We start from the raw sequence: 22,404 nt of genomic DNA, 5'->3' as shown, positions 1-22,404 counted from the left end.
GACATGGCCAAAATGACCAAGGCCCAGCGCGAATGGCGCCCGGGCATGCCCAAGAAGCGGCGTTCCATCCGCATCATGTTCGCCTCGACCATGCTGGTGCTCGAAGCCTTCCTGGTGCTCTTCGCAACGCTGGCCGTTTTCGGCCTGCAGCGCGATGTCATCTCCCCGGTCCTGATCTTCGGCTGCGGACTGGCGCTCTTTGCCGCGCTGATCGGCACCTGCGCCGTACTGTCCAAGCCGGCCGGCCCGATCATCGGCTGGATCCTGCAGCTGGTCATCATCGCCACCGGCTTCCTGCAGCCGGAGATGTTCCTGGTCGGAGCAATCTTTGCCGCCACCTGGTGGTACGGGCTGAAGACCGGGATGCGGCTGGACCGGGAGAACCGTGAGCGGGACCGCGAACAGGTGGAATTTGATAAAGCCCATCCCGAAGCCGCCGGGGACGGCAGCGCCCCCGCCGGGGGAAGCTAGGCTTAGACCAGAAAACCGCAACTTCGCAAGGAGATTTACCGTGAGCACCGAGCGCACACTAGTACTGATCAAACCCGACGGCGTCGAGCGGAAACTCTCCGGCGCGATTCTGGCGCGCATTGAGGCCAAGGGCTACACGATGGCCGAGTTGAAGAAGGTCGACGCCACCCGCGCGATCCTCGAAGAGCACTACGCCGAGCACGAGGGCAAGCCGTTCTACGAGCCGCTGGTGGAATTCATGCTCAGCGGCCCGATCGTGGCAGCGGTCTTCGAAGGCGAACGCGTCATCGAAGGCTTCCGGTCCCTGGCCGGCACCACCGACCCGACGACGGCGGCCCCGGGCACCATCCGCGGCGACTTCGGCCGTGACTGGGGAACGGCCGTGCAGCAGAACCTGGTCCACGGTTCGGATTCCCCCGAGTCCGCTGCCCGTGAAATCGGCATCTGGTTCGGTAAGTAATCCCGAATCCGGGACGTAGTTCCCGGTAGTTCACAGAGGAGGCCGGCACCCCACGGGTGCCGGCCTCCTTTGCGATGAATCAGGTGTCTACCGCAGGTGCCTACGGAATCAGGCGCTCGGCCTGCAGGCGTTCGAAGAGGGCAATGAAGGCATCCTCTGTACGGCGGTATCCGGTGAACCCGGCGAGCCGGCTCTTGCTCATGTCGGTGAGCACCTCCATCTTGCGGCCCAGGTCGGCATCCGTATGCCACCAGGTGGCCAGCCGTCCCAGGTCGGGCTCGGCGAGGGAGTCCCGCACTGCCAGTTTGTTCCACGCGTCGGACATGCCCGCCATCTGCATTTCCAACGGGCGGGGAGCGGTGGCGAAGCCCTCCGGGTCGACGCCGAAGAAGGCAGCCAGCCGCGGCCACAGGGAGCGCCAGCGGAACACGTCGCCGTTGACCACGTTGAAGGCCTCGTTGGCGGTGTGCTCATCGGTGGCTGCCCAGAGCATGTGCTCGGCGAGCAGCCCGGCGTCGGTCATATCGGTGACGGAATTCCACTGGGTTTCCGAACCGGGAAAGACGAACGGCAGTCCCAGCTCCCGGCACAGAGTCGCCTGCGCCGCCAGCGTCTGGCCCATGTTCATGGCATTGCCGACGGCGAATCCGATTACGGTATGCGCGCGGTGCACCGACCACGCGAAGCCCTGGCGCGCGGCAGCCTCCATCAGCACGTCCTCCTGCGCGTAGTAGAAGTTGTCCACCGGCAGCCGGGGTTCTTCTTCGGAGAACGGGGTATCGGGCATCTGCCCCTCGCCGTAGGCCTCGAAGGGGCCCATGTAGTGCTTGAGTCCGGTCATCAGCGCGACGTGTTCCAGCGGCGCATGTTCCAGTGCCGTGAGCAGGTTCCGGACCATCGCTGCATTAACGGAGATATTCTCCGCCTCCGTCTCCTGCCGGGACCATGACGTGAAGAAGACGTGGGTGGGAGCAGTCTGTCCCAGGGCCGCGGCGAGGCTCTCCGGCGAGGTCAGGTCCGCTGCAATGGCGGTAACGCCCGGGCGGTCCTGCACATCGCCGGCTGCCTTCCGGGACAGCGCCAGCACGGTCCACCCCTGCCCGGCCAGCAGGTCAACGAGTGCGGCGCCGGCGATTCCCGTGGCTCCGGCGACAAGCGCGGTGGGAACGCTCCCGTTATCGGCGGGCAGTGCGGCAGTGGTCCTGAGCATGGTTCTCCTGATGGGGCAGTGGGGGTGAATGTACAAACAGCCAGCGGGTGAGAATCCTGCGGAGGCTGATGAAGGCGACAACGGGACACCCGCCGGGGAAATTCCTGACGTCCGTGAGAGTTACACCTAGGCTGGGCGCATGGCACACATCTACCAAGCAGACCTGCACCCCGGCAAAATGGCACTGATTTCCGCCTGGTTGCCCTCCACGGACTGGTTCCCCGGAACGGAGCAGCTGGCCATAGAGCATGTGGGGTCCTTCCGGTTCGACGATCCGGAAGGCGAAGTGGGCATCGAAACACACCTCGTGGCCGCCGGAGCGAACGTCCTGCAGGTTCCGCTGACCTACCGCGGAGCACCACTGGAAGGCGCTGACGCCTTCCTGGTCAGCACCATGGAACACTCCGTGCTGGGACGGCGCTGGGTCTACGACGGCTGTGGAGATCCCGCCTACGCTGATGCGCTGGCTGCGTCGATCCTGTCCGGGCAGGGCCAGGCGGAACAGTATTTCGAGGTGGACGGAGTGCGCGAGGCGATCCCGGCAACCCTGGACATCAGGGCCAGCGGACTGCCCGACGGCGAGGAGCTGGCGGAAGGGCCCCAGCCCGGGCCGGCAGAGCTGCCGGTGGCACGGATCCGGGCCGGGGACTGGGAACTCTCGGTGGTCAGGGTGCTGGACCTTGGGGGAGAGGCCGTCGCCGATCCTGCCCTGACCGCCACCTGGAACGGGCAGGACGTGCCCGTCCTGCTCGCGTGGGCGCTGCCGGCGGCCTGAAAGCGGCGGGTGGCTACCCGAGGAACGAGTTGATAAAGCGGAAGAAGATGGACGCCGCGGTAGCCACCCACAGCAGGGCCGTGATGGTCCAGGCCCATTCCGAGGTGAAGCGCACCAGGCGGGCAGGGGCCGGAATGACGCCGCGGGCAAGGTTGCGCACCGTAGTGAAGACAAACAGCGGGATCATGGCCGCCCACACCACGATGCAGTAGATGCACAGCACGTAAATGTCGAACAGAGCCTGGCTCCACAGCCACACAACGAACACCATGCCCAACGTCACGCCGGCCTGCAGCCCCAGCCAGTACCAGCGTTCGAAGCGGGCGCCGGCCAGCATAGCGACGCCGGTGGTGATGACGACGGCGAACGCGACAATCCCGATCAACGGGTTTGGGAATCCAAAGATGGAGGCCTGCCAGGTCTTGAACACCGTCCCGCAGGAAACCCAGGGGCTGATATCGCAGCTGGTGATGTAATTGGCATCGGCATAAACGCGCAGGCGTTCCAGTACGAGGATCGCCGAGCCCATCCAGCCAACGGCCCCGGTGACCAGGAGGATCCAGGCAATACCCCGCTCCGGTGCCGGCTGCTCGGTGGGGCGGCGGTGGGGCAGCTGTCGGGCGGCGCTGGAAGGCACGGTGATCTCCTTTTGGCAGGTGGTGATACGTGTCGAGTCTATGTGCTTGCTGCGGGCCAAAAAGACGCTCGTGTGAGATAATGACTGTGGCTGATGGCGGAACCACATTCCGCCGCCGGTCCAGCGACAGGCTTCCGGTTCTGTCGGTGACGCTTCCCAAGCAGTTCGCCCATCAATCCGGATGGGAACCAGGGAATCCGCCGATCAGACCTACCCGTAGCGGCAACGTCGTGAACGTGTCGCAGGTAGCAGGAAAAGCGCCGCTGGTCTTCGAGTGATCCCGCGCCCTACAGCTGGCACGACCTCGGATGACATCCAGACGACTTCCGGCTGGCGGCAGGCAACTGATGCCCCCCGTACAGCCGATACATTGCCCGCTGGGCATTGGAATGTGGCCAGTGCCGCACGGGCCGGAGCGTAGTTTTTTATGAGTGATGCACTGAATAATGACGACCTAACAGCTGACCTGACTGCCAACGAAAACACCGCGGATTCCCCGGCGGCAGCGCCGGCCCAGGCGAAGGAGCCAGTCAAACGCGCCACCCGCAGCCGCCGCAAGTCGGTGGCTGCTTCTGCACCCGCTGCTGAAACTGAAGCCGCAGGAACGGTCGCTGCTGAAACTGAAACCGCTGCAGGCAGTGAAACAGCGGCGGAACCCGTAGCTGACGCTGCGGAGAAGCCCAAGCGGGTCCGTGCCACACGCCGCAAGACGGTTCCCGCCGGCGAAGCCGCTCCGGCGGCCACGTCACCGGGCGGGAAGGCCGAAGCCGCCGCCCAGGATCCCGAGGTTGCCGCACCGCAGGCCGAGGCCGCGCCGGTAGAGGCAGCCCCCGAGGCCGAGGCACCGGTGAAAGCCGTGCGCCGTCGCCGCGCCCCTGCCAAGAAGGCAGCGGAAACAGTGGAAACCCCCGCCGAAGCTCCCGCGGCAGAAACCGGCGCTCTGACCGGTCAGGGCGTAGACGAAGAAGTGGAAGCACCGGCAGCCACGGCGGCTCCGAAGACGCGGGCCCGCCGTCGTCCGAAGGCAGCCGGGCAGGCCCCGGAAACCGCTGCCGCTGACATGCCAGCCACTGAGGCAGCCGCAGACGACACCGTTGCCTCCGCCGCAGCCGCACAGACTCCCTCGGCTGAGGGGACGGCGGCAGCCGAAGCCAACGCCGGGACTGCAGCCGAAACCTCACCGCTGAACCCGTTTACCGTTCCCGTACTGCCGCTGTTCCACGCGCCGGACCTGAGCACCGTCCGCGTTGCCTCCGCGCCTGAAGCCGGCGGGGACGCCGATGAGGATGAGGATTCCTCCGAGGCAAACCAGGGCCGTCGCCGCAGCCGCCGCGGCCGCAACCGCGCCCGCAGCGATGCCCCGAATACCGCAGCCGGCGAAAACGAACAGGAAGCCGGCTCTGAGGAACCGGCAGCTGACGCAGCCGCACCCGAAGCCTCCGAGAGCGTGACCTCGCGCCGTCGTCGTCGCCGCCGCCGTGGTGACGCCGACCTGGAACTGACCGGTGGCGCCGACGATGATCCGCCCAACACCGTGACCCGGGTCCGGGCCCCGCGTGCCCACGCCGATGCGCCGGTCTCGGACCGCGTCACCAGCGTCAAGGGCTCCACCCGCCTGGAAGCCAAGAAGCAGCGCCGCCGCGAATCCCGCGAGTCGGGCCGCCGCCGCCATGTAATCACCGAGGCTGAGTTCCTGGCCCGCCGCGAATCCGTGGACCGGCAGATGATTGTCCGCCAGCGCGACGACAGGATCCAGATCGGCGTGCTGGAAGACGGCGTGCTGGCTGAGCACTTCGTCTCCAACACGCAGCAGGATTCCCTGATCGGCAACGTTTACGTGGGCAAGGTCCAGAACGTGCTGCCGAGCATGGAAGCCGCCTTCGTTGACATTGGACGCGGACGCAACGCCGTGCTGTACGCCGGTGAAGTCAATTGGGACGCCGCCGGTCTGGATGGCCAGCCGCGCCGTATCGAACTGGCCCTGAAGTCCGGTGACTCCGTCCTGGTGCAGGTCACCAAGGACCCGGTGGGCCACAAGGGTGCCCGCCTCACCAGCCAGATCTCGCTGCCGGGCCGCTACCTGGTCTACGTGCCGGGCGGTTCCATGACCGGCATCTCCCGCAAGCTGCCCGACGTCGAACGCAACCGGCTCAAGAAGATCCTCAAGGACCACCTGCCCCAGGACGCCGGTGTGATTGTGCGCACGGCTGCCGAGGGTGCCTCCGAAGAGGAGCTGATGAATGACATCAACCGGCTGCGGGCGCAGTGGGCCACCATCGAGGCCAAGGCCACGTCGACCAAGACGCTGGCACCGGAGCTGCTGTACGGCGAGCCGGACCTGACCATCAAGGTGGTCCGCGACGTCTTCAACGAGGACTTCTCCAAGCTCATCGTCTCCGGCGAGGAAGCCTGGGACACCATCGAGGCCTATGTCACCTATGTGGCTCCCGACCTGGTCGGCCGCCTCGAGAAGTGGACCAAGGACGAGGATATTTTCGCAGCCAGCCGCATCGACGAGCAGATCGCCAAGGCGCTGGACCGCAAGGTCTTCCTACCCTCGGGCGGCTCGCTGGTCATTGACCGCACCGAAGCCATGACCGTGGTGGACGTGAACACCGGCAAGTTCACCGGTAGCGGCGGCAACCTCGAAGAGACAGTCACCAAGAACAACCTCGAAGCAGCCGAAGAAGTGGTCCGCCAGCTGCGCCTGCGGGACATTGGCGGCATCATCGTCATCGACTTCATCGACATGGTCCTGGAGGCCAACCGCGACCTGGTCCTGCGCCGTCTCGTGGAGTGCCTGGGCCGCGACCGGACCAAGCACCAGGTCGCCGAGGTGACCTCCCTGGGGTTGGTCCAGATGACCCGCAAGCGGATGGGAACAGGCCTGCTGGAAGTATTCGGCGAAACCTGCGAGCACTGCGACGGCCGCGGCGTGGTCACCCAGGACGTTCCGGTGGAGCACCGCCGCAGCACCAGCCACAACGGCGGCACCGGCCATTCCGGTTCCACCGGACACAGTGTGGTTGCCCACGCGGTGTCCGAGGACAACCACCAGCAGCACCTGAAGCAGGAGAAGCAGTCCCGCGGCGACCGCAAACGCCGCAGCCGGGGTCAGGGTGCTCCCCAGCAGGGAGCTGCCGCAGTAGCGGAGGAACCGGCCAAGACAGAGGAGCGCGGACAGGACGACGCCGAGCGGCAGGCCAAGGCCGAAGCGGCCCGGGCAGCGCTGGCGACAATCGCAGCGGCAACTGCCGCCGCGCACGACGCCGCCGAAGCGGGGGAGAAGGCCCCGGAACGGACCGGTTCCACTCCGGCGGCAGCTGCCACGGCTGCCACAGCACAGTCGGGCGAGACCGGTGCCGTCCTGCGGATCCAGGGCGAAACCGTGGTGGTTCCGCGCCGGGAGCGGCGCGAGCCGGTCGGGGAAAAATCCCGCTTCACGCTGGAGAGCCTCACGGAGGCCTTCAACGAAGTTGCCGGCGCAGCACCCGGAAACCAGCCTGCCGCGGATGCTGAGCCCACGGCGGCAGTCGTTGAGGCCCCGGAGCAGCAGGCCAGCGGACGCCCGGCCCGACGCTCGCGCCGCAGCAGCGCTGCAGCCCGGAACGTACAGGCGCCGGCATCATCGGCGGCGGAACCTGCCCCCGCCAGGGAGCAGGCAGCCCCGAAGGCGGCAGCACCCGAACGGGCTGTGGCACCGAAGGCGGCAGCACCCGCTCAGCCTGCATCCGCCCCGGCCGCCGCACCGAAGGCCGCAGGACCGGCGCGCACCCCGCGCCGCCGTCGTGCTGCCGGCAGCCCCCAGGGAGCCGCGGGAGCCGATGCCATCCAGGCCGCCGGCGCCAACGGAGCCCCGGCCCCGGCCGTACCCGTTGCCGTCCGTCATACTGCCGCTCCGGCAGTTGCGCAGAAGCAGGAGAAGCGCCGGGAATCCACCGGCGCCGCCCCTGTGATCCTGGGCGTTGGAGTGCCGGCTTCCGAGCTCTGAGCCGGGCGGCAGAGCCGCGCCGGACCCTGCGTTGAGAGGAGGCGGGCATCCCTAATGGGGATGCCCGCCTTTTTCTGTACCCCCTCCAGCGCCGCGGGGTGGTGGGAGCGCGCAGCGGCGCCGAAAATGCTATAAAGTAGACCAAGAGCAGTGACGTCCGAAAAGGCGGCGCTTCCGAAAACCCCAGCATTTGCGGGTTGTCGGTTGCGTAGCGTAACCTTGAACTTCGGTGCGAACGCCTTCTAACCGTTTATCGGAAAACAGGGCGTGACTGCATGGCGCAAGGCGGGCATATATTCAGCCCAGCCGGATGCGCATCCAAGTATTAAACGTCGAGAGAAGTGAGTTCCCAAGTGGTGTACGCGATTGTCCGCGCTGGCGGCCGCCAAGAAAAGGTTTCCGTCGGAGACCTCGTAACCCTGGACCGCGTCCCCGGTGGAGCCGGCAGCACCTTTGAGCTGCCTGCCCTGCTTTTGGTTGATGGCGACCAGGTCACCTCTTCCGCACAGGACCTGGCTAAGGTCACCGTGACGGCAGAGATCGTTGAGAATTTTCGGGGTCCGAAGATTGTCATCCAGAAATTCAAGAACAAGACCGGCTACAAGAAGCGCCAGGGCTACCGCTCCTCGCTGACCAAGGTCAAGGTTACGTCCATCAACTCCTGATTCTCGTGCCGGCCCCACCAGGGGCCGGGAACGCGGGAAGCATCCCGCCCCTGAGTTTCATAATCAGTTAGCAAAGGCAGGCAGTAGAAAATGGCACATAAGAAAGGTGCGAGTTCCACTCGCAACGGTCGCGACTCCAACGCCCAGTACCTCGGCGTAAAGCGTTTCGGCGGCCAGGTTGTCAAGGCAGGCGAAATCATCGTCCGCCAGCGTGGCACCCACTTCCACCCGGGCGAGGGCGTTGGCCGCGGAGGCGACGACACCCTGTTCGCACTCGAAGCCGGTGCAGTCGAATTCGGCAGCCGTCGCGGCCGCCGCGTCGTGAACATCGTGGCTGCTGCAGTAGCCGAGTAGTCACCGCATTTTAGCTTTTCCGACGGGGCGGGCCTTGATGGCCCGCCCCGTCGTCTTTTAAGCCGAGTAGAATTGGCATGATCAAAAAATTCCTTGAAGGAGAACCATGGCCAGCTTTGTAGACCGCGTAGTACTGCATGTTTCAGGCGGTACAGGCGGCCATGGTTGCGTGTCCGTAAAGCGTGAAAAGTTCAAGCCCCTGGGCGGGCCCGACGGCGGCAACGGCGGCGACGGCGGCGACGTCATCCTGCGGGTTGACTCGTCCGCCACCACCCTGCTCGATTACCACCACGTTCCGCACCGCCATGCCACCAACGGCGGCAACGGCATGGGCGACTGGCGCAACGGCAAGACCGGCGAAACGCTGATCCTCCCCGTTCCGGATGGCACCGTCGTCAAGAACAAGGACGGCGAGGTCCTGGCTGACCTCGTGGGCGAAGGCAGCGAATACATCGCCGCCGCCGGCGGACAGGGCGGCCTGGGTAACTCCTCGCTGTCCTCACAGAAGCGCAAGGCCCCCGGCTTTGCCCTGCTGGGCGTACCCGGAGACGAGCGGGACATTGTCCTGGAGCTCAAGTCCATCGCCGACATCGCCCTGGTGGGCTTCCCGTCCGCCGGCAAGTCCTCGCTGATCGCTGCGATGTCAGCTGCCCGGCCAAAGATCGCCGACTACCCCTTCACCACCCTGATCCCGAACCTGGGCGTGGTGGAAGCCGGCGACGTCCGCTTCACTGTTGCCGACGTGCCGGGCCTCATCGAAGGTGCCTCCGAAGGCAAGGGCCTGGGCCACAACTTCCTGCGCCACGTGGAGCGCTGCGCCGCCCTGGTGCACGTGCTGGACTGCGCCGCCCTCGAGACGGACCGCGATCCGCTCGGCGACTTGGACATCATCGAAAAAGAGCTCGACAAGTACGCGGTGGACATGAGCTTCGCCGGCAGCGACGGCGACGTCGTTCCGCTGAACCAGCGTCCGCGCCTGGTGGCACTGAACAAGGTGGACGTCCCCGACGGCCGCGACATGGCCGAATTTGTCCGTCCCGAACTGGAGAAGCGCGGCTACCGCGTCTTCGAAGTGTCCGCATCCAGCCACGAGGGCCTTAAGGCCCTGGGCTACGCCATGGCCGAGATCGTCCGTGACGCCCGCACTGCCGTGAAAACCGCACCGCCGCGGGTCAAGACACCCACGCTGCGCGTGCGTAACGCCGACCACAAGGGCGGCTTCACCATCCGCAAGGAAGAGCGCAACCTTGAGCCGCTGTTCCGGGTTCTCGGCGACAAGCCGGTGCGCTGGGTTGCCCAGACCGACTTCACCAACGACGAAGCAGTGGGCTACCTGGCTGACCGCCTGGCCAAGCTCGGCATTGAAGACAAGCTCTTCAAGGCCGGTGCCCACGCCGGTGACGCCGTGGTGATCGGCGAGGGCGACGGCGTCGTCTTCGACTGGGAGCCGACGATGATCGGCGGCGCCGAACTGCTGGCCGCTTCACCGCGCGGTTCGGACATCCGGATCGAGGAGTTCTCCCGGCCCACCCGTGAGGAAAAGCGCGAGGACCACCAGAAGCGCCGCGACGCCCGTGCAGCAGCCCGCGCAGAGCTGGAGTCGGAGCGCAAGGCCGGCATCTGGACTGAATCGGTGAACTATAAGCACTCCAAGCCCGTGGAGCCCAAAGAAGGCGAATAACCGCTTCACACAAGCGGCACCGGCGCGGGGATACGCATAGGGTGGTGGGGATATGACTGACAACACAGCATCCTCCACCCCTGTCCCCGCGCCCAAGCGGGCGCTTCGCTCCCGTTCCGGGCTGGCGAGGGCGCGGCGCATTGTGGTCAAGGTCGGCTCGTCCTCCCTGACCTCGGTTGCCGGTGGCATTTCCGATGAGGCGCTGACCCGCCTCGCCGATGTCCTCGCCGCACGCCGCGCCCAGGGCACCGAGATCATCCTGGTGTCCTCGGGCGCAATCTCCGCCGGCCTGGCACCGCTGGGGCTGGCCAAGCGCCCCACCCAGCTCTCCTCCCAGCAGGCCGCCGCCTCCGTCGGCCAGGGCCTGCTGATGGCGCGGTATACCGCAGCTTTTGGAAAACACGGCGTCACCGTCAGCCAGGTCCTGCTCACCGTCGAGGACCTGATGCGGCGGACCACCCACGCCAACGCCCACCGTGCCATGGAACGGCTGCTGAACTTCGGCGTCGTACCCATTGTCAACGAGAACGACACGGTGGCCAGCCATGAAATCCGTTTCGGCGACAATGACCGCCTTGCAGCACTCGTGGCACACCTGGTCAAGGCCGATGCGCTGATCCTGCTCTCCGATGTTGACGCGCTCTACGACGGTCCGCCCGCCGCCGGCGCGGTCCGGATTCCGGAAGTCACCGGTATGGCGGACCTCGAAGACGTCCGCATCGGCAAGGTCGGCAAGGCCGGAGTGGGCACCGGCGGCATGGCCACCAAGGTCGAAGCCGCCACCATCGCCGCCCAGTCCGGCATTCCCGCCCTGGTTACCTCCACCGCCAATGCCGCTGCCGCGCTGGCCGGTGAGGACGTGGGCACCTGGTTTACCGGCCGCGGCCGCCGCCAGCCGGTGCGGCTGCTCTGGCTGGCCCACGTGGCCCGCATCCAGGGCACGCTGGTGCTCGACGACGGCGCCGCCAAGGCTGTGGGGGACCGCCGGCGGTCGCTGCTGGCTGCAGGCATCGTGTCCGTGGACGGGCATTTTGAGCCCGGGGACCCGGTGGCCCTGACCGACCTGTCCGGGACTGTTATTGCCCATGGGCTGACCAACTACGGTTCCGATGAGCTGCCGCAGATGCTCGGCCGCTCAACCCGTGAACTCTCCAAGGAACTCGGCCGGAGCTACGAACGCGCCGTGGTGCACGTGAATGATCTCGTGATCCTCCAGGACCACGGCCAGGGCGCCTCCACCGGCGCCGATGCGCCGGCAGGATCCGTTGAAACCCCCAAGACCGTCAATACACTGGGAGCATGAGCGCCGTGAACACATCCACCGACACCGCCGGCACCGAGACGTCCGGCACTGCCACCGAACTATCCGCCGAAGCCACGGCCGAGGACACCGTGGAAACCGGTGTCCATGCCGCAGCGGACCGGGCACGGACAGCCTCCCGGCGCCTGGCCCGCGCCACCCGGGCCTGGAAGGATCGGGGCCTGCTGGAAATCGGCAGTAACATTGTCGCCAAGCGGGACCTGGTCCTGGCTGCCAACGCCAAGGACGTCGCCGCCGGCCGGGACAAGGGAACCTCGCCGGCACTGCTGGACCGGCTCACCCTGACGCCGGAGAGGATCGACGCCCTCGCCGCTGCCCTTTCGATGCTTGCCGGCCTGCCGGATCCGGTGGGATCGGTAGCCCGCGGGCAGACACTGCCCAACGGCCTGCGCCTGCGCCAGGTGCACGTGCCCATGGGCGTGGTGGCAGCGATTTACGAAGCCCGCCCCAACGTGACCGTCGATATAGCCGGCCTGGCGCTGAAGAGCGGCAACGCAGTGCTGCTGCGCGGCGGCAGCGCCGCAGAGAACACCAATGCCGTCCTGGTGGACATCATCCGCGATTCCCTCGATGCCGTAGGCCTTCCCGCCGACGCCGTGCAGAGCGTTGACTCCTACGGCCGCGCCGGAGCCAACGTGCTGATGAAGGCACGCGGGAAAGTCGATGTCCTCATTCCGCGCGGCGGCAGGGACCTGATCCAGACCGTGGTGGCCAACGCCGCCGTGCCGGTGATTGAAACCGGAGAGGGCAACGTCCACATCTACCTTGACTCCAGCGCACCGGCGGAGATGGCCGTGGATATCCTGCTCAACGCCAAAACCCAGCGCCCCAGCGTCTGCAACACCGTGGAAACCCTGCTTGTGCACCGTGACGCCGCGGCAACCGGCGACGTCCTCGCGGCGCTGGCCGCGGCAGGGGTCCGCCTGCACGCCGACGAGCGCGTGCGCGCCGTCCTTCCTGCAGGTGTGGAGGCGCAGGCCGCCGGCGACGAGGACTGGGGCAGGGAGTACATGGACCTGGACCTGGCCGTGGCCATGGTCGATGACCTGGATGCAGCGCTGGCGCACATCCGCAAATGGACCACCGGACACACCGAAGCGATTATCACCAACGACCTGGCCAACGCCGAGCGGTTCATCGCGGAGATCGATTCGGCGGCCGTGATCGTGAACGCCTCCACCCGGTTCACCGACGGCGGCGAGCTGGGCCTGGGCGCAGAGGTGGGGATTTCAACCCAGAAGATGCATGCCCGCGGACCGATGGGGCTGCGGGAGCTAACCACCACCAAATGGATTGTCCAAGGCGACGGGCAGATCCGCGTCTGATCCCGACCCCGCCCGTGTCCCGCTGCGGCGGGCCGGATTCTCCGGCTCACCGCGGGTGCGGGTGCGGGCCGCCTGCGCTTACGCGTAGACTTGAAGGAAACCACTACTCTGCCAGCTGCGGCCGGCGGTGTATTTACTCAAGCTCTCTAGGGGAGATCCATGCTGATCCAGCTTTCCAGCGCTGTACTTGCTGCCAGTGAAGTGGCCGAAGAACACGTATCCATTCCGATGTCGCCGATCATGTACGGCGTCATCATCATGGGCGCCCTGCTGGTCTTGATGTTCGCCACCATCTCCTTCACGAGCCTGGGACACCGCCACGAGGCCACCCCCGAGCACATTGACCCGCAGCGCCAGTTCCCGAACAAGCACGACCACGGCCAGGGCATCGAGGGCTGATTCCTCCGTGGAATCAGTGGGTACCTTCCTGTCCATGGGGCAGCCAAGGCAGAACGACGACGGCCGCCGCCTGAGGCTGGGCGTGATGGGTGGAACGTTCGACCCCATCCACCACGGCCACCTTGTTGCGGCCAGTGAAGTGGCCTCGGTGTTCGACCTCGACGAAGTGGTCTTTGTCCCCACCGGGGAGCCGTGGCACAAATCGGCCCAGGAAGTCAGCCCGGCCGAGCACCGGTACCTGATGACCGTGATCGCGACAGCGTCGAACCCCCGGTTCACGGTCAGCCGCGTCGATATTGACCGGCCCGGACCCACCTACACCATTGACACCCTGCGCGACCTGCGCGAAGAACGCCCGGAAGCGGAACTGTTCTTCATTACCGGCGCGGACGCCATGGCGCAGATCCTGTCCTGGAAGGACATCCAGGAGCTGTGGTCGCTGGCGCATTTTGTCGGAGTGACCAGGCCGGGGCACGTGCTGGAAAACATGGGACGGGACGACGTCAGTCTCCTGGAGGTTCCGGCCATGGCCATTTCCTCCACAGACTGCCGGGAGCGGGTGGCCGACGGAGACCCCGTCTGGTACCTCGTGCCCGACGGCGTTGTTCAGTACATCGCCAAACACGGGCTGTATGCGGACGCTGAACGAAGCGCCCAGAAGCCCGCAGCCACCACAGAGCCAGTAGCTTAACAAACACCAACCGGATGGGTAGGAAATGACAAACGGTCCAGAGTCCGCAGACGCACCGCGGCGCAGCCGCCGCGCGGCTGACGTACCGGTGGACGCCGCTGCCGGGCCCCGCGAGAGGGAGTCCCAGCAGCGGGCCAGGGACCGTGAGGCCCTGCGTGCGTACAAGGCCCTGGCGGACAAGCAGTCCCGCCTTGATGAATCCGCCACCCCGCCCACCCGCCGCCAGCTGAGGCTGGCACAGCAGCAGCAGCGTGCGGCAGCTGCCGGAGGCGGCTCCCCGGCCGCTGCATCTTCCGCTCCCGCCCAGGACACTCCCGCCCAGGACAAGCCCGTCCGCGAAAGCTCCGCAGCGGCAAGGCCCGCCGCCGGGGCCAAGCCGGCAGCAGCGGCGAAGCCGGCAACCGCGGAGGCGCCTTCGCGTCGCGCCTCGGCCAACGCCGGTTCATCGCCGGCGTCAGCCCCGGCCGCCCCGTCCACTCCCGCCAACCGCCCCGGCGACCATGCTGCGGGGGAGGGCAGCCGGCGGGAGCGCCGTCGTCGTGCCCTGCAGGAAGAGCCGGCCCCGCGCAGCACTCCTGCAGCGGAGCGGTCGCCTGAGGCGAAAACCCCGGCAACCCCGGCCCCGCCCGCAGCGCCGCCCGCACCGGCTGCAGATGCCAATGCCGACGTCGCCGGAATGACGGTGGAGCAGGCGCTGTTGGCCCGCGAGGCACTGCAGGCCCAGGCCCGCAACCAGGTTGCCGCCATGGAAGCCGTAGCGGACGCGGATCCGCACGCGGTTGACCTTGAGCTGCTGGCCCAGCAGAAGGCCCTCGCCGAACGTGCCGCCGTCCTGAACCGCCGGACGCAGAACATCCAGCGCCTTTCGCAGGAAAACGAGCAGCGCAAGCCCTCGTCCAACGACCCCACCACCGCACACAACCTGGCGATGGTGACACCGCTGGAATTCGTGCGGGTGCCCGGCGTGGACCGCCCGATGATGAAGCGGCCGCCCACCTCGCACGTTCCGATTGTCACCTCGAACACTCCGAAGCAGCGGCAGCAGGGTGTTCCCGCGGCTCCGCAGGGCTCGCCCCGCGGTGCCGACAAACGCTTCGAACTCCGCAGGCCCTCCGGTGCCGGCGACGTGCGGCACTCGCGCATCCTGGCCCGGGCCGACGCCCTGGTCAATGCGCCCCTGGATCCTGCCGAGGGCGCCAAGCCCATCGGTGCACGAAGCGCTTTCGGGCTTGACCCGTTGGACGTAATGACGGCCGGACTCGGCCGTACCCGGCGACTGCGTTTTGTATCGCTGGGAATTGGTGGCCTGGGCCTGCTGGCCCTGATCATCTCAGTAGTAATGACCATCGGCGGCTTTGGCAGCTGATGTATAACAAGGAGACACTTTGAGCGCCACCGAATCATCCATCAACATTGCACGGGTGGCTGCCCAGGCAGCCTCCGGGAAGCTCGCCAACGACATTGTCGCCATCGACGTCAGCGAACGACTGGCCATCACCGACGTGTTCCTGATCGCCTCGGCATCCAATGAGCGCCAGGTCAACGCCATCGTCGACGGCATTGAGGAAGAGCTGTCCAAGCTGGACCTGAAGCCGGTCCGCCGTGAAGGCCGCAGCGAGGGCCGCTGGGTCCTGCTGGACTACGCCAACGTTGTGGTGCACGTCCAGCACGAGGAAGACCGCGTCTTCTACGCCCTGGAGCGCCTGTGGAAGGACTGCCCGGCCGTGGACCTGCAGCTCGAAGAAGCTGCCCCGGCCGCAGCTGAAGCTGAATAGTACTGCCACTCCGTGACCTCCTCCGCCGCCTGGGATCCCGCCCGTACCGGGAAGACCGTGGTCTTTTGGCGCCATGGACGCACGGAATGGAACCGCGCCGGAAGGTTCCAGGGCCAGCAGGACATCGCCCTTGACCCCTCCGGCGTGCATCAGGCAGTGGCGGCGGCGGCAGTACTGCGCCACCTGCATCCCGACGTGATTGTTTCTTCGGACCTCAGCCGTGCCCTGGCCACCGGCCAGGCGCTGGCTGACGCCACCGGAAAGCCGGTCAGCACCGATCCGCGGCTGCGGGAAACCTATGCCGGATCCTGGGAGGGGCTGTTCTTCGCCGATATCGCCCAGAGGTTCCCGCAGGAGCAGGCCGGCTGGGCGGCCGGCAACGGCGAGGTGCGGGCCGGCGGCGGCGAAAGCCGTGTCGACGTCGGGCGCCGCGTGGCGCAGGCCGTAACGGAAGCCGCTGACGCCATGGCGCCCGGCGGGACCCTGGTGGTGGTCAGCCACGGCGGGGCCATCCGTGCCGGCATCTGCGCCCTGCTGGGACTGCCCACCGAATCATGGACCGTTATCAGCGGCGTATCCAATTCCCACTGGTCCGTCCTGGAAGAACGGGACACGGCGGCCGGGGGATCCCGCTGGAATCTCGCCCAGCATAACGTTGGACTGGCGTCCCTGCCCACCGGTCCCCTGGAGGGGTAATTTCCGGGCCCAGGCAGGATCCGGACCGGCTGAATTTCACCCGTGTAGTTCGATTTTGCACTCGGTTATTTCTGTACTAAAGTAGAGGAGTTGCTTCGGCCCGGGGGATACAAAAACCACTGGTTGGGGCATAGTTGAAACAGTTTATTGGGGCTGTGGCGCAGCTGGTAGCGCACCTGCATGGCATGCAGGGGGTCAGGGGTTCGAATCCCCTCAGCTCCACCAATAAGCTCCTGCGCAGGCAGGGTTTATGTTCATCTTTTCCTGCCGGGGTTTCCCGGAGGCAGTGGTGATGAAGAAATACAACTGAATTGGGGCTGTGGCGCAGCTGGTAGCGCACCTGCATGGCATGCAGGGGGTCAGGGGTTCGAATCCCCTCAGCTCCACCCAATCGTTTCATCAAGAACACCGGTTCCTCAGGGAGCCGGTGTTTTTGTTTGGGCGGGGCAAGGTCTGGGCAAGATGGCGACGCGGCCGGGGCCCGGACCGGGCCCCGGGTTCACGGCACAACCCGCCGCCGGCAACCGGCCCGCCCTAGTCAATGACGCAGGGTCTGCACCAGAATGCTGGGATGGCTGAACTGCTCCGTCCCCGCCGTACGGCCGTGATCCACTTGCCCTGCCATACGTCCGCCGGCTGACGTGGAAAAGACCTCCGCGGCGCTTCTGCTGGTTTTCACGGGGTTGGCCCTGCTGTGGGCCAATCTCCCGTTTTCCGCGACCTACGGGGAATTCTGGGACACCAGCATCGATCTTCAGGTGGCCGGTTGGGAACTGGAGATGACGTTCCACGACTTCGTCAACGATGCGCTGATGGCTTTCTTCTTTTTCACCGTAGGGCTGGAGGTGAAGCGGGAGTTCACCGTGGGGGAGTTGACGGACCGCTCCCGTGCCGTGGTGCCGGTGGCAGCCGCGCTGGCCGGGCTCCTGGTGCCGGCAGCCATTTTCCTGCTGCTGAATCCCTCCGGAGAGAACGCCGCAGTGTGGGGAGCGGTGATCTCCACGGACACGGCGTTCCTCGTGGGGGCGCTGGCTGTTGCCGGGCCCAGGTTTCCCGGCCGGCTCCGGGTGTTCCTGCTGACCCTGGCCGTGGTGGATGACATTGGTGCGCTGGCTGCCATCGCGGTGTTCTACACCGCAACCCTTGAGCTGCTGCCCCTGCTGGCGGCGATAGTGCTGCTGGTACTGGTGGCGCTGGTGCGTTTCCTGCCGACCGGGCGCGGGCCGGCCTATGCGGTCCTCAGCGTCCTGGCCTGGGGCGCCACATACGCGTCCGGCGTGCACGCCACCCTGGCCGGGGTGGCGATTGCCCTGATGATTCCGGTGTTCACGCCGCGCCGCCCCCATGTGGAACGCACCGAGGAACTGGCGCGCGCCTTCCGGCAGTCACCGACTCCGGAGTACGCGGCCGCGACAGCGCGAAGCCTGAAGGAGTCCATTTCCGTCAACGAACGGCTCCAGGGCACCTACGCGCCCTACGTTTCCTTCCTGGTGTTGCCGCTGTTTGCCCTGGCCAACGCCGGTGTGCGCCTGGACGGACCGACCCTGGCTGCCGCGGCCCAGTCCCGCTTGACCTGGGGGATAGTCGCAGCGCTGGTGATCGGGAAAACGGTCGGCATCACCGGCGCTACGGCACTGATGCGGATCACAGGAGCCGGAGCGCTGGCACCGGGCCTGACCCTGGCCCGGATCGGAGGGGGAGCGGCGCTCTGCGGCATCGGGTTCACCATATCGCTGTTCATCGTCGACCTTGCCGCGGAGGATGAACTGCTGCAGGCCGAAGCAAGGGTGGGGGTCCTCGGGGCTTCCGCCACCGCGTTCGCGCTGGGGTGGGCCTGGTTCCGGGTGGTGGACCGGGTGCAGCCACCGTCCATGGTGGGACGCCTTTTGGTGCGGGACTTCGACCCGGCGCGTGACCACTTCCGCGGCAATCCGCAGGCGCCGCTGCAGCTGGTGGAGTACGGGGACTTCGAGTGTCCTTTTTGTTCCCGGGCCACCGGTTCCATTGACGAACTGCTGGAGTACTTCGGCCCCCGCCTGGTCTATGTCTGGCGCCACCTGCCGCTGACCCGCGTCCACCCACACGCCCAGGAAGCGGCCCGTGCCAGCGAGGCAGCTGACCGGCAGGGGGCGTTCAGGGAGTATGGGCGGCTGCTGTTCAGGCACCAGGACCACTTGGAAACCGATGACCTGATTACCTACGCGGAGGAGCTGGGACTGGATGTGGACCGGTTTCGGGATGACCTGCAGTCCGGAGCCGTTGCCAACCGGGTGGCCGATGACGCCCTGGACGCGGAGTTTATGGACCTTTCCTCCACCCCTACGTTTTTCGTCGGGTCCAAGCGGCACCTTGGACCGTATGACGCGCCGGCGCTTATCCGTGCGCTGGAAGGGCGGCCGGGCGGCGCCAGTGTGCGGCGCGGGCCCTGAGCCCGCCGCGGAGGACGCCGGCGACAATGAGGCCCTGCCCGGCGCAGTAGGTCAGCATCACGAGCGGATTGGTCCAGTCGGGCATCGCATCGGGCATGAAGATCCGCAGGGCCAGGATCGTGTCGGAAGCAAGGAACAGCAATCCGCCGGCCGCCACCATCCGGCTGCAGCGCGCCGCCGTTGCAGCGGTTCCGGCGAGCACAATGCCGTACGCGGCCACGGCAGCCGTCAAACCCCCGAGGGTCGGCCAGAGCACCAGCAGCATGAGTGCCCACCACGCCACAAAGACCAGGGCCCACCGCGGGAACGGGCGCAATGCCGCGTACCTGGCCAGCAGCCAGATGTAGCAGATATGGGCCAGGCCAAACGCGCCGAGCATCACCGGCAGCTCCGGCGCAAAGGGGAAGAAGGTCCCTGCACCGTCACCCAGCCAGGAAAACAGCAGTGCCCCGAGCAGCAGCACGGCCGGCAGCCGCCGGGCATAACCGCGGCCGCCCCAGGCGGCCGCCACGGCGAGCAGTGGCATCAGGGCCAGCTTGGTCGGTTCTGCGATCTCCGGGGCGCCGACGGCGCGTGCGCCGATGTGGACCGCTGACACCGCGGCGAACGGAAGGAAGCCCCACCACCAGGAGCTGGGGAGATGTGCGGTTTCGGCGGGGGCAGGCTCGGTGGTCACGGTTTTCCTTCGGGTCGGGGCAACTAGGGCCCATCCTACGATGTGCGGCAGGATTTCCCGTGACGCCCGTCACTGCTGCGGCCATCACCCTTAGGGGCCCAGGACACGGTCCAGATAGTCGTTGCTGAAGGACCGCCCCGGGTCCAACTCATTCCTCAGCTCCAGAAAGTCCCCAAAGCGCGGATACAAACGGGCCAGGGCAGCGGCGTCGAGGGAGTGCAGCTTCCCCCAGTGCGGGCGGCCGCCGTGGGCGAGCATGATCTCCTCGACCGCGTCGAAATACTCGGCCGGATCCTCCCGGTAATACCGGTGCACGGCAATATAGGCCGTGTCCCGGCCATAGGCAGTGGAGAGCCACCTGTTATCGGCGGCAGCCCAGCGGACCTCCACCGGAAACGATATCCGCCACCCCCGCTCCCGGATCAGCCGGCGGAGGGCATCGAAGGCTGCGGGCAGCCGCTCTGCCGGAAGGCCGTATTCCATTTCCCGGAAACGCACGGTGCGGCGCTGCGTAAAGACCCGGTGGGAGTGGTCGGTGTAGTCCTTTCCGCCCAGCAGCCGGGCCGCGATGCCGTTTACTGCCGGGACGACGCCGGGCATAAGGGTGCCGGCAGCGCAGGTGGCCCGGAACACGGCGTTGGACAGCAGCCGCTCGTCCAGCCACCGTCCGGCCGGCGACAGCGGCGCCAGCGGAGCTGTTCCGGGCAGCCGATGATTGGCCTTGGACGCTGCCTTGTCCGTATGCGGAAACCAGTAGAACTCGAAGTGGTCGGTGGTCCCCACCCGCCCGGGCAGGGATCCGAGCACATCGGAGAGCGGTTCCGAGCGTTCCACCGCATGCAGGGCAAAGGCCGGCACGCACTGCAGGGTCACGTCGGCGATGACGCCCAATGCCCCCAGCCCCAGCGCCGCGGCAGGCAGCCGGGCATCGTCCTCGGCAAGAGTGAGCAGGCCGCCGTCGGGCTGGACAAGAGTCAGGCCCACTACCTGTGTGCAGAGCCCGCCGAACCCGGCGCCGGTGCCGTGTGTCCCCGTGGAGAGAGCCCCGGCCACCGACTGCCGGTCGATGTCGCCGAGATTCGGCATGGCCAGGTTGTAGGCGGCCAGCAGGGGCGGGACACGGTGCAGGCGCGTGCCCGCGAGCAGCCGGACCCGGAGCCGCCCGGGATCGGCCCCGGCAAGGCCCTGCAGCCGGCTGAGGTCCAGCAGTACACCCGGTGCTGCTGCAATTCCGGTAAAGCTGTGCCCGGCACCAACCGCCTTCACCCGCAGGCCCGCGCTGACGGCGCGCTTCACGGCCTGCTGCAGCTCTTCCACGCTGGCCGGCGTTTCCACCCGCTGCGGCAGCACCTGCACCGTACGCGGCCAGTTCTGCCAAGGCCGGCGCCGGGCACTCACAGGAACGCCTTCCCTTCGCCCCGGTAGGTAGGCAGCATGGCGGTCACGGTTCCGCCATCCACAACGGCGAAGGAGTTCACCCGTTCAGCCGGTTCACCGCTTTTGGCGTGCCGGAACCAGACCCGGTCGCCGACGGCCAGCCCGGCAGCAGACCGGCCCGCCAGCGGCGTCTGGACTTCGCCGGCACCCTCGCGCGGCAGCAGCTTGAGTCTCCGGGGCCAGGCAACCTGCGGCACCCGGTTGGCGCCGGGCGGCCCCGAGGCTATCCAGCCGCCGCCAAGGACGGTGGCGATGGCTGGCGCCGGGCGGCGCACCACATCAAGCGCGACGGCGGCCGCCGGGGCGGGGGAGAAGGCGCGGTAGGAGTCGAATAAGTGTCCGGCAAAGAGCCCGGAGCCGGCGGTGATTTCGGTGACCGAGGGATCGGCAGCCGTCGATTCCACCGATCCGGTGCCGCCGCCGTTGACGAACTCCAGGTCGGCCAGCTCCCGCAGTCCGCGGACTATGGTGCCGCGGCGCTGCCGGAGTTCGGCGATCGAGCGGGGCTGCACCCGGCGCATCAGGGCATTCATGGCTGCGGCCCGGGGTGCGGCGTCGCCCACTCCGGCGATCTGACCTTCGTACATCATGAGCCCGACCAGCGTGAATCCCGGACGGGACGCGACGGCGCGGCCCAGCGCGACGGCGTCCGCCGGGGCGTGCAGGGGAGAGCGGCGGGTGCCGATAAAGCCCAGGAGCGGCGACCGCCAGGACGCATCGGCATCGAGGCAGATCCGCACCTCGGGGCGACGTCCCGCCGGAGTGAGGGAGTCGATCAAATCCAGCTGCGCCTCGTCATCTATCATCAGGGTCACCCGGGCGGCCAACCGGTGATCGGCCAACAGCCGCGCAAGAGCTGCGCGGTCTGTGCTCGGATAACCGACGACGACGTCGTCGCAGCGTTCGGCGAGCCACAGCGCCTCGGCCAGGGTGAAGGCAAGGATGCCGCGGAAGCCCGGGAGGGCCAGCAATGCGTTTATGACTCCTCGGACCCGCAGCGATTTGCTGGCGACGCGCAACGGGGTTCCGCCGGCCCGGCGGAGCAGGTCATGCGTGTTCCATCGCAGCGCCTCGAGTCCCAGTACTGCGACCGGGGCGCTCAGGTGGGCAACGGCCCGGCTGAGGTCCGGCCAGTAAGCGGACGGATTCCGCCATGGCTCGTGCCCGGCAGGAACGCTGAGGTCCAGGGTTCCGTGGTCAGCTGTTCCGGTTGGGGATGTCATGGCCGGTCCTTCCTGCTTCTTGTGCTGGTAACCAGTGTGGGACAGGCCCGAAGGCGAGACGGGCCTGCACCGGATACTAGCCGGATTGAGCCCTGCAGCTGAGTTGGCGTGGCGGGCAGTCGTGACAGCCCGGGGGAGCCGGTCACAAGGTTTTGCCAGCTCTTGGGGTTAGGCTGGAGTATCTGCAG

General features: G+C 67.1%; 20 protein-coding genes and 2 tRNA genes. 17 read left to right on the top strand and 5 right to left on the bottom strand.

Annotated elements, in window-relative coordinates; all coding sequences use genetic code 11:
• Nucleotides 1-3: 3 nt before the first annotated feature.
• Together KKR91_RS10770 and ndk are read left to right on the top strand one after the other, a co-directional pair.
• A complete protein-coding gene (locus KKR91_RS10770; RefSeq protein ID WP_210229438.1) occupies nucleotides 4-471 on the top strand; it encodes a DUF4233 domain-containing protein in 468 nt (155 codons plus the stop codon).
• A 40-nt stretch (nucleotides 472-511) separates the two neighbouring features.
• Complete coding sequence (gene ndk, locus KKR91_RS10765; protein ID WP_210229436.1) at nucleotides 512-931, top strand: nucleoside-diphosphate kinase; 420 nt, start codon at nucleotides 512-514, stop codon at nucleotides 929-931.
• A gap of 100 nt (nucleotides 932-1,031) precedes the next feature.
• Here the strand turns inward: ndk and KKR91_RS10760 are convergent, their stop codons facing one another.
• Nucleotides 1,032-2,141 (bottom strand): SDR family oxidoreductase, encoded by a 1,110-nt coding sequence (locus KKR91_RS10760; RefSeq protein ID WP_210229434.1) that lies wholly within the window; start codon nucleotides 2,139-2,141, stop codon nucleotides 1,032-1,034.
• Nucleotides 2,142-2,280: 139 nt separating this feature from the next.
• Between KKR91_RS10760 and KKR91_RS10755 the strand changes: the two genes are divergently transcribed.
• Nucleotides 2,281-2,916, top strand: coding sequence for a CG0192-related protein (locus KKR91_RS10755; protein ID WP_210229432.1), 636 nt, complete (start codon nucleotides 2,281-2,283; stop codon nucleotides 2,914-2,916).
• A gap of 13 nt (nucleotides 2,917-2,929) precedes the next feature.
• Here the strand turns inward: KKR91_RS10755 and KKR91_RS10750 are convergent, their stop codons facing one another.
• Entirely contained in the window at nucleotides 2,930-3,553 is a 624-nt protein-coding gene (locus tag KKR91_RS10750; protein WP_420481390.1) for a vitamin K epoxide reductase family protein, read from the bottom strand.
• A 427-nt stretch (nucleotides 3,554-3,980) separates the two neighbouring features.
• Here KKR91_RS10750 and KKR91_RS10745 point away from each other — a divergent pair, with 427 nt between their 5' ends.
• From KKR91_RS10745 to nhaA, 14 genes are all read left to right on the top strand, one after another.
• A complete protein-coding gene (locus tag KKR91_RS10745) occupies nucleotides 3,981-7,544 on the top strand; it encodes an Rne/Rng family ribonuclease (RefSeq protein WP_210229428.1) in 3,564 nt (1,187 codons plus the stop codon).
• A gap of 353 nt (nucleotides 7,545-7,897) precedes the next feature.
• Nucleotides 7,898-8,209, top strand: a complete 312-nt coding sequence (gene rplU, locus KKR91_RS10740; RefSeq protein ID WP_104053917.1) for a 50S ribosomal protein L21 — start codon at nucleotides 7,898-7,900, stop codon at nucleotides 8,207-8,209.
• Between the two features lie 90 nt (nucleotides 8,210-8,299).
• The gene (rpmA, locus tag KKR91_RS10735) at nucleotides 8,300-8,563 is read left to right on the top strand and encodes a 50S ribosomal protein L27 (protein WP_210229426.1); all 264 of its coding nucleotides are present in this window, start codon (nucleotides 8,300-8,302) and stop codon (nucleotides 8,561-8,563) included.
• A gap of 106 nt (nucleotides 8,564-8,669) precedes the next feature.
• Nucleotides 8,670-10,244 carry a GTPase ObgE gene (obgE, locus tag KKR91_RS10730; RefSeq protein WP_210229424.1) on the top strand — a complete coding sequence of 525 codons (1,575 nt, stop codon included), beginning with the start codon at nucleotides 8,670-8,672 and terminating at the stop codon, nucleotides 10,242-10,244.
• Between the two features lie 52 nt (nucleotides 10,245-10,296).
• On the top strand, nucleotides 10,297-11,547 hold the full coding sequence (gene proB / locus KKR91_RS10725) for a glutamate 5-kinase (RefSeq protein ID WP_210229422.1): 1,251 nt from the start codon (nucleotides 10,297-10,299) through the stop codon (nucleotides 11,545-11,547).
• On the top strand, nucleotides 11,544-12,890 hold the full coding sequence (locus KKR91_RS10720) for a glutamate-5-semialdehyde dehydrogenase (RefSeq protein WP_210229419.1): 1,347 nt from the start codon (nucleotides 11,544-11,546) through the stop codon (nucleotides 12,888-12,890). Before proB ends, KKR91_RS10720 begins: the two co-directional genes overlap by 4 nt.
• A gap of 159 nt (nucleotides 12,891-13,049) precedes the next feature.
• Nucleotides 13,050-13,289, top strand: a complete 240-nt coding sequence (locus KKR91_RS10715; protein ID WP_210229417.1) for a hypothetical protein — start codon at nucleotides 13,050-13,052, stop codon at nucleotides 13,287-13,289.
• 34 nt (nucleotides 13,290-13,323) lie between these two features.
• Entirely contained in the window at nucleotides 13,324-13,980 is a 657-nt protein-coding gene (nadD, locus tag KKR91_RS10710; protein ID WP_210229415.1) for a nicotinate-nucleotide adenylyltransferase, read from the top strand.
• Between the two features lie 25 nt (nucleotides 13,981-14,005).
• A complete protein-coding gene (locus KKR91_RS10705) occupies nucleotides 14,006-15,346 on the top strand; it encodes a hypothetical protein (protein ID WP_210229413.1) in 1,341 nt (446 codons plus the stop codon).
• A 19-nt stretch (nucleotides 15,347-15,365) separates the two neighbouring features.
• On the top strand, nucleotides 15,366-15,755 hold the full coding sequence (gene rsfS / locus KKR91_RS10700; protein ID WP_210229410.1) for a ribosome silencing factor: 390 nt from the start codon (nucleotides 15,366-15,368) through the stop codon (nucleotides 15,753-15,755).
• Between the two features lie 12 nt (nucleotides 15,756-15,767).
• A complete protein-coding gene (locus KKR91_RS10695; RefSeq protein WP_210229408.1) occupies nucleotides 15,768-16,451 on the top strand; it encodes a histidine phosphatase family protein in 684 nt (227 codons plus the stop codon).
• A 149-nt stretch (nucleotides 16,452-16,600) separates the two neighbouring features.
• Nucleotides 16,601-16,676: transfer RNA gene (locus KKR91_RS10690), tRNA-Ala, on the top strand.
• Nucleotides 16,677-16,764: 88 nt separating this feature from the next.
• Nucleotides 16,765-16,837 (top strand) — tRNA-Ala (locus KKR91_RS10685).
• 255 nt (nucleotides 16,838-17,092) lie between these two features.
• Entirely contained in the window at nucleotides 17,093-18,880 is a 1,788-nt protein-coding gene (nhaA, locus tag KKR91_RS10680; RefSeq protein WP_210232940.1) for a Na+/H+ antiporter NhaA, read from the top strand.
• Here the strand turns inward: nhaA and KKR91_RS10675 are convergent.
• The 3 genes from KKR91_RS10675 to KKR91_RS10665 all read right to left on the bottom strand — a co-directional run bounded on the left by KKR91_RS10675 (nucleotide 18,825) and on the right by KKR91_RS10665 (nucleotide 22,216).
• Nucleotides 18,825-19,556, bottom strand: coding sequence for a lysoplasmalogenase (locus tag KKR91_RS10675; protein WP_237687350.1), 732 nt, complete (start codon nucleotides 19,554-19,556; stop codon nucleotides 18,825-18,827). The two genes, nhaA and KKR91_RS10675, sit on opposite strands and share 56 nt — an antisense overlap.
• 90 nt (nucleotides 19,557-19,646) lie before the next feature.
• A complete protein-coding gene (locus KKR91_RS10670) occupies nucleotides 19,647-20,954 on the bottom strand; it encodes a D-arabinono-1,4-lactone oxidase (protein ID WP_210229407.1) in 1,308 nt (435 codons plus the stop codon).
• A complete protein-coding gene (locus KKR91_RS10665) occupies nucleotides 20,951-22,216 on the bottom strand; it encodes a type III PLP-dependent enzyme domain-containing protein (protein ID WP_210229404.1) in 1,266 nt (421 codons plus the stop codon). Before KKR91_RS10665 ends, KKR91_RS10670 begins: the two co-directional genes overlap by 4 nt.
• Nucleotides 22,217-22,404 lie beyond the last annotated feature (188 nt).

This window comes from Arthrobacter jiangjiafuii (assembly GCF_018622995.1).
Lineage (GTDB): Bacteria > Actinomycetota > Actinomycetes > Actinomycetales > Micrococcaceae > Arthrobacter_B > Arthrobacter_B jiangjiafuii.
This window is presented reverse-complemented; position numbering and strand designations above follow the sequence as displayed.

Bases quoted from the DNA above. Each gene is read 5' to 3' on its own strand.
- KKR91_RS10770 (WP_210229438.1), top strand. From the start codon at position 4: ATGGCCAAAATGACCAAGGCCCAGCGCGAATGGCGCCCGGGCATGCCC.
- KKR91_RS10715 (WP_210229417.1), top strand. From the start codon at position 13,050: ATGCTGATCCAGCTTTCCAGCGCTGTACTTGCTGCCAGTGAAGTGGCC.
- KKR91_RS10720 (WP_210229419.1), top strand. From the start codon at position 11,544: ATGAGCGCCGTGAACACATCCACCGACACCGCCGGCACCGAGACGTCC.
- rpmA (WP_210229426.1), top strand. From the start codon at position 8,300: ATGGCACATAAGAAAGGTGCGAGTTCCACTCGCAACGGTCGCGACTCC.
- KKR91_RS10705 (WP_210229413.1), top strand. From the start codon at position 14,006: ATGACAAACGGTCCAGAGTCCGCAGACGCACCGCGGCGCAGCCGCCGC.
- KKR91_RS10665 (WP_210229404.1), bottom strand. From the start codon at position 22,216: ATGACATCCCCAACCGGAACAGCTGACCACGGAACCCTGGACCTCAGC.
- nadD (WP_210229415.1), top strand. From the start codon at position 13,324: ATGGGGCAGCCAAGGCAGAACGACGACGGCCGCCGCCTGAGGCTGGGC.
- obgE (WP_210229424.1), top strand. From the start codon at position 8,670: ATGGCCAGCTTTGTAGACCGCGTAGTACTGCATGTTTCAGGCGGTACA.
- KKR91_RS10755 (WP_210229432.1), top strand. From the start codon at position 2,281: ATGGCACACATCTACCAAGCAGACCTGCACCCCGGCAAAATGGCACTG.
- KKR91_RS10745 (WP_210229428.1), top strand. From the start codon at position 3,981: ATGAGTGATGCACTGAATAATGACGACCTAACAGCTGACCTGACTGCC.
- KKR91_RS10760 (WP_210229434.1), bottom strand. From the start codon at position 2,141: ATGCTCAGGACCACTGCCGCACTGCCCGCCGATAACGGGAGCGTTCCC.
- proB (WP_210229422.1), top strand. From the start codon at position 10,297: ATGACTGACAACACAGCATCCTCCACCCCTGTCCCCGCGCCCAAGCGG.